The following is a 5,486-nucleotide window of genomic DNA, read 5'->3' on the forward strand; positions in this document are numbered from 1 at the left end:
GCAGCTTTATAGCGGACTGAAGTCCGCCGGTTTGTAGTGCGGACTTCAGTCCGCAGCTTTATAGCGGACTAAAGTCCGCCGGTTTGTAGTGCGGACTTCAGTCCGCAGCTTTATAGCGGACTGAAGTCCGCACTACGAACGGCACTACCAACTGTCGCCCAGCGACTTATTTTAGTCAACGATAGCCTCATTTAAGCTAGTTTTTCTCAAGTCGGCTTTCCCTAAATTTGCACCTCTTAAATCTGCATTCCTTAAGTTAGCATTGCTTAAATCTGCATAACTCAAATCTGCACCTCTTAAATCCGCATCCGATAAATTAGCTCCAGCTAAATTAGTCCTAACAAGCTGCGAGCGACTCAGGTTGCTGCCACTCAAATTTGCTCCTGGCATCTCGGCTGATGTTAAGTTTGCTTTGCTTAAATTAGTGCCACCGAGGTCAGCCAAATTCAGCTTGGCATAACTCAAATCAATGTTTTCCAAGCAAATTTCACGCAATTGGGCACATCTCAAGTTAGCATTAATAAAAAATCTTTCTCCCAGGGCGTAACGGCGCCGAAATTCGTCAACTCCCAGCCGAATTAAAATTGTTTCGCAAGCATTTTGGTAGCACCACGATGTCTCCAGCAAGCTAGCGGCTGCTTCAATTGCTACCTTGTCGCATTTAGGGACAACCAAACTATTGCAGCCATCCCACTCACCGTTGAGCATAAATGCCATGTCAGAAGCGGCTGCAATTGAGTCGCACAGCAAAACGGTTTCTTGTTTGGGTTGCAGCCAGTTGATTAAACCGAGCCAACTCTGGTTTTTCACTGTATGTTAAGGATTTGTTCATCTTTGTTAATTATAGGTGAAATTATTTTTAATGTCTGGAAACGGGTGAGGTGCGCGTTGCGCACCTCACGTTAGAGTTCTGGTAATTAGTCCTAGATATCGCAGCAGGCAGAAGGCACTTGTCAGAATCTGACTGATGACTGATGACTGATGACTAATCAGTGGTACTAACGTGGTCAATGCGCTCTAATTGCCAGAGAATTTGGTTGCCCTCGCGGCGCACGCGAGAAACTACCCAGTTGCGCCAAACCCAGTTGTCTCCGCGACTGGTGACAGCGCTGGCATTTACATCCATCAAATCAGCCAGTTCAGAACTGGTAATCAAGTAGCCTTTGGTGGCAACTTCGTCAGCTATGTGCAACGTCTCGATCAGGTTGCGGAGTTCCTGAACCCTCACCTCGCGGGGCAAGTTCTCCAGGGTATCGGCAGTTGAATCCATCATGGTAGAGTTGGAGATCTGAAGGTCAGAAGTTATGACATAGGATTCTATCGTTTTGTTACCAGTTGTGTCCGTTTCTTCCAAAACAATTGGGTTTTCAATGTCTGGGGACGACGATCCCGCACTGGCGCCAGCCTCATCTGCTCTTGGTTTGTGCTGTTGCAGTTGGGGAGTGCGATTGTGCGAGAAGCTGCGGGCGATTTCGTCGCACCTGTCGTTGTAGAAGTCGCCGGAGTGGCCGCGGACGTGTTCCCACTTGATTTGTCGGGAATTCAGCTTGTCCAGCAGGTGCCAGAGGTCTTGGTTGACGACATCTTTGCCTGTCGAGGTTTTCCACCCTTTGTTTTTCCAGCCTTGAATCCATTTGGTGATGCCGTTTTTGACGTATTCGCTGTCGGTGTAAACGGTGACTGGTTCGGTTTGACCGGATTTGGCAAAAAATTCGAGTGCGGCGACGGCAGCCTGCATTTCCATGCGGTTGTTGGTGGTTTGAGGGTCTGCGCCTCCGAGTTCGTGACATTTGCCGTCGGCGAAGCAGACTACTGCACCCCAGCCGCCGGGGCCTGGATTGCCGGAACAAGCGCCGTCTGTGTACAAGCTTTTGATTGTGGGAGTTGTCATGGGCTAATTAATTTGTTATTTACGATTATTTTGTTCGCGGGTGCGATAATTGAGTGAAATTGCGATCGACTGTAGCTCCCATGAAAAACGTCAACTTAAAGATTAAAAAGGTCGGGCTATTTATTTGTCCGTTTTCTTTGTTAATTTTTAATACTTTCGCGCTGGCGCAAACAGTCGTGCCTGCTGCTGACGGTACTGGCACTGCTGTCATCCGCAGCGGCAACCGCTACGATATTAACGGTGGCAGTTTGTCGGGAGACGGGGCGAATCTTTTTCACAGTTTTGGGCAGTTCGGCTTGAATGAAGGTCAAGTTGCTAATTTTCTGACTAATTCGGCTATTCAAAATATATTAGCTCGCATTGCTGGCGGGAACCCTTCGCTAATTAATGGTTTAATTACTGTCACGGGTGGCAATTCTAATCTGTTTTTAATTAATCCTGCGGGGATTGTGTTTGGCCCGAACGCGAGTTTGAATGTGCCAGGTGCTTTTACTGCGACTACTGCTAATGGTGTGGGTTTTGGTTCTAATTGGTTTAATGCGGCAGGTACAAATAATTTTAGTGCCTTAGTTGGTGCGCCAAATGCTTTTTATTTTGGTGCGACTCAACCGGGAAGTATTGTTAATGCTGGCAATTTGGCGGTGACTCCGGGGCAGAATTTGACTTTGCTGGGCGGTACGGTTGTGAGTACGGGGCAGTTGTCGGCACCGGGCGGACAAATTACTGTTGCTGCTGTTCCGGGTGAGAATGTTTTACGCATCAGTCAACCGGGGCTTTTGTTGAGTTTGGAAGTAGCAACGAACCCAAATCTGGGGAATTCTCAACCAAGTTTAAATCCTGTTTCTTTGCCGCAGTTGCTGACAGGTTCGGGGCAAAATCAGGCTGCTGGTGTGGCGGTTGCTGCTGATGGTAGCGTGCAGCTTGTGGGTTCGGGTTTGCAGGTGAATTCTGGGGATGTGGCGCTTGCTGGGAATATGTCTGTGCTTCCGCAGGTGAATGCGGGAAGTGCAAATTTATGGGCTGCGGGAAATCTCACGTTAGCGGGGGCTAGGCTGCAAACTGCGGGGGATTTGAACTTGCTGGCACGGGATGCGGTGCGGGTTCGCGACAGCGTGCAGAATCCGTTTTTGGCGCTCTCTGGGGGGAATTTAGAGATTCGGGCCGATCGCGCGATCGACATTCTCACCTTAAACGCGACGGGCGGCTTGTCTCTTCCCCCGCAATTCCAAAGCGGCGGCAATTTGAGTTTAGTCAGCAACGGCACGATTTCGGGGGATTCTCACTTTGCTTCGAGGGGCAATTTTTCAGTGCGGAATTTGTCGGGAATGCCGGGAAATTTTGTGAGTTTATTTGACCCGATTATTAGTTCGGAAGGTGATGTTTTATTGGGAAATTATACTGGGGCTTCGCTGAAAATTGAGGCGAGGGGCAGCATTGTTGCCGAGCAGATTACAATTACCGGGCCAGATGTTGCATTACCGACGGAAAATGTGAATCCCGACGATCCTGATCTTCCTATTTTAACCAGCAGTCCGGCTTTGATTCTGCGGGCGGGACTGCTGACTCTGGCAAATCCGCTTAATATTTCTCCTAATAGTTTGGCTGACGGTGCAGCTTTTAGTTCGGTGTCGGTTTTTCCCAGAAATTTTATTTATGTTGAAAATATTTCCGCTGGCGGGCGGGTGATTGTGTCGGCACCGGGAGATGTGGTAACTAGAGAGATTAACGGCGGTCAAATTAATCTCGAAAGCACCGCAGGGTCAGTGATTGTCGGGGGCAGATTAACGTCTAGTTCGACGCTTAATATTCAAGCTGTTAACAATATTATCTTGAGCAGTGACATCTCTCGTGGTGATATCAACGGCAATATTACTCTGAATACGACTGGGGGTAGTATTGTAACGGGTGCGATCGACAGTGGGACGAATGGGGCGATCGCACTTACAGCAGCCGGTAGTGTCAATTTTGGGACTTTGCGGGGTTCTCAAGTTAATGTTATCAGCAGCTCCGGCGCTCTGGGAGTGTTGAACGATCCCAATATAATCGTCCCCAATAATACACCTACCAACGTTACAGCAACCGAGAATGTCACTTTGGAAGCTTCCGGGGACTTAAACGTGGGGAACCTCAGGGGTGCGACTGTTCGCGCTACCAGCCGCAACGGAAGTGTCGCTACGGGTGCGATCGCCTCTACGGGAGATGTCAGAGTTGTAGCGGGACAGCAAATCAGTACAGCGCCAATCACTGTTAATCCGGCCGCAGCAAATCCAGTTAATCCTACTACTCCCACAGTCAATCTGGACGCCCAAACTAATATTAATGTAGCATCGGTTAATGCTCCCACTGCCACCGTTGCTTTGAGAGCAACCAACAACTTAACTGCCGGGAATTTGCAGGGGGGAGCCGTGGATGTTTCCAGCACCACCGGGAATATTACAACTGCGAATACGGCGTCAACAGGAAATATCAATGTCAGAACTCCGGGCAATGTAAGTTCAGGAGATTTGCAGGGTATCGGAGTTAATGTTGCCAGCAATTCGGGAACTGTTACCACTGGTAATACCAACGCTACAGGTAATGTAGATTTGACAGCTTATGGTAATTTAAATGCCGGAAATTTGCAGGTAGTTGGGATTAATCTTAACAGCACTACGGGAAATGTCACCGCTGGTAATCTCACCGCTTCCGACCAAGTTGGGATTTCGGCAGGACAGCAAATTAAAACGGGGACAGTTAATATTAATCGCCCTACCACACAGCCAGTTAATCCCCTGTCGGCGGTAACTCTCAATGCTCAAAATAATATTAGCGTGGCCGGGATAAATGCTCCGGATGCGAGGATTGTTTCGAGAACACCGACTAACTTTACTGCGGTAAATTTGCAAGGGAGTGCAGTTGATGTTAACAGCGGTGGCAATATTGCGATCGGCAATACTTTGTCAACGGTCAATATCAATTTAGAAGCTGCGGAAAACGTGACTGCGGGTAATTTGCAGGGAGTAGGAATTAATTTAACCAGCCGTAGGGGAAATGTCACTACTGGTAATATCAATGCTGCGGAAGTTGTGAACATTTTAGCGGGAAGGCAAATCAGAACCGGGGCAATAAATGTTAATCCTGCAGTTGTCGATCGCACTTCTGGAGTAAATCTTAACGCTCAAAATGATATTAGCATTGGATCTGTTAATGCTCCGGGCGGTACGGTGAATATCGCAACTCCGGGTTTGGTGCGAGTGACGGGTACTTTTGACCAAAACGGCACTCCTGTGAGTATCTCGACTGTTGGCGGCACTCAACCGGGTACTGTGAGGATCGCCCACGGGGGCGGGGATGTCAATCCGCCGACGCCCTTTGCGGTGGGAAATCCGACGACTAATGGGACTGCTGGGGCGATCGCGAGCAATGCTTCTGGTACGATTACTGAGGGACAATCTTTCATAAATTCTTACACTCAGGGCAATAGTGCGATCGTCACTACCAACCAACCAACAACTCCACCCGGTACAACTCCACCCGGAACAACTCCACCCGGAACAACTCCACCCGGAACAACTCCACCCGGAACAACTCCACCCGGAACAACTCCACCCGGAAC

At 48.9% G+C, this 5,486-nt stretch carries 3 protein-coding genes; 1 reads left to right on the forward strand and 2 read right to left on the reverse strand.

Annotated elements, in window-relative coordinates; translation table 11 throughout:
* Positions 1-171 precede the first annotated feature (171 nt).
* Both QUB64_RS01440 and rnhA read right to left on the reverse strand, forming a co-directional pair.
* Positions 172-810: a pentapeptide repeat-containing protein gene (locus QUB64_RS01440; RefSeq protein ID WP_333278615.1), complete on the reverse strand. Its 639-nt coding sequence runs from the start codon at positions 808-810 to the stop codon at positions 172-174.
* 175 nt (positions 811-985) lie between these two features.
* Complete coding sequence (gene rnhA / locus QUB64_RS01445; protein ID WP_333278618.1) at positions 986-1,891, reverse strand: ribonuclease HI; 906 nt, start codon at positions 1,889-1,891, stop codon at positions 986-988.
* An 80-nt stretch (positions 1,892-1,971) separates the two neighbouring features.
* On the opposite strand from rnhA, the gene QUB64_RS01450 reads away from it, so the two are divergent.
* A partial coding sequence (locus tag QUB64_RS01450) for a two-partner secretion domain-containing protein (protein WP_333343299.1) occupies positions 1,972-5,486 on the forward strand: 3,515 nt, incomplete at its 3' end.

The organism is Microcoleus sp. Aus8_D2 (assembly GCF_036702665.1).
In the GTDB taxonomy this organism is placed as follows: Bacteria; Cyanobacteriota; Cyanobacteriia; order Cyanobacteriales; family Microcoleaceae; genus Microcoleus.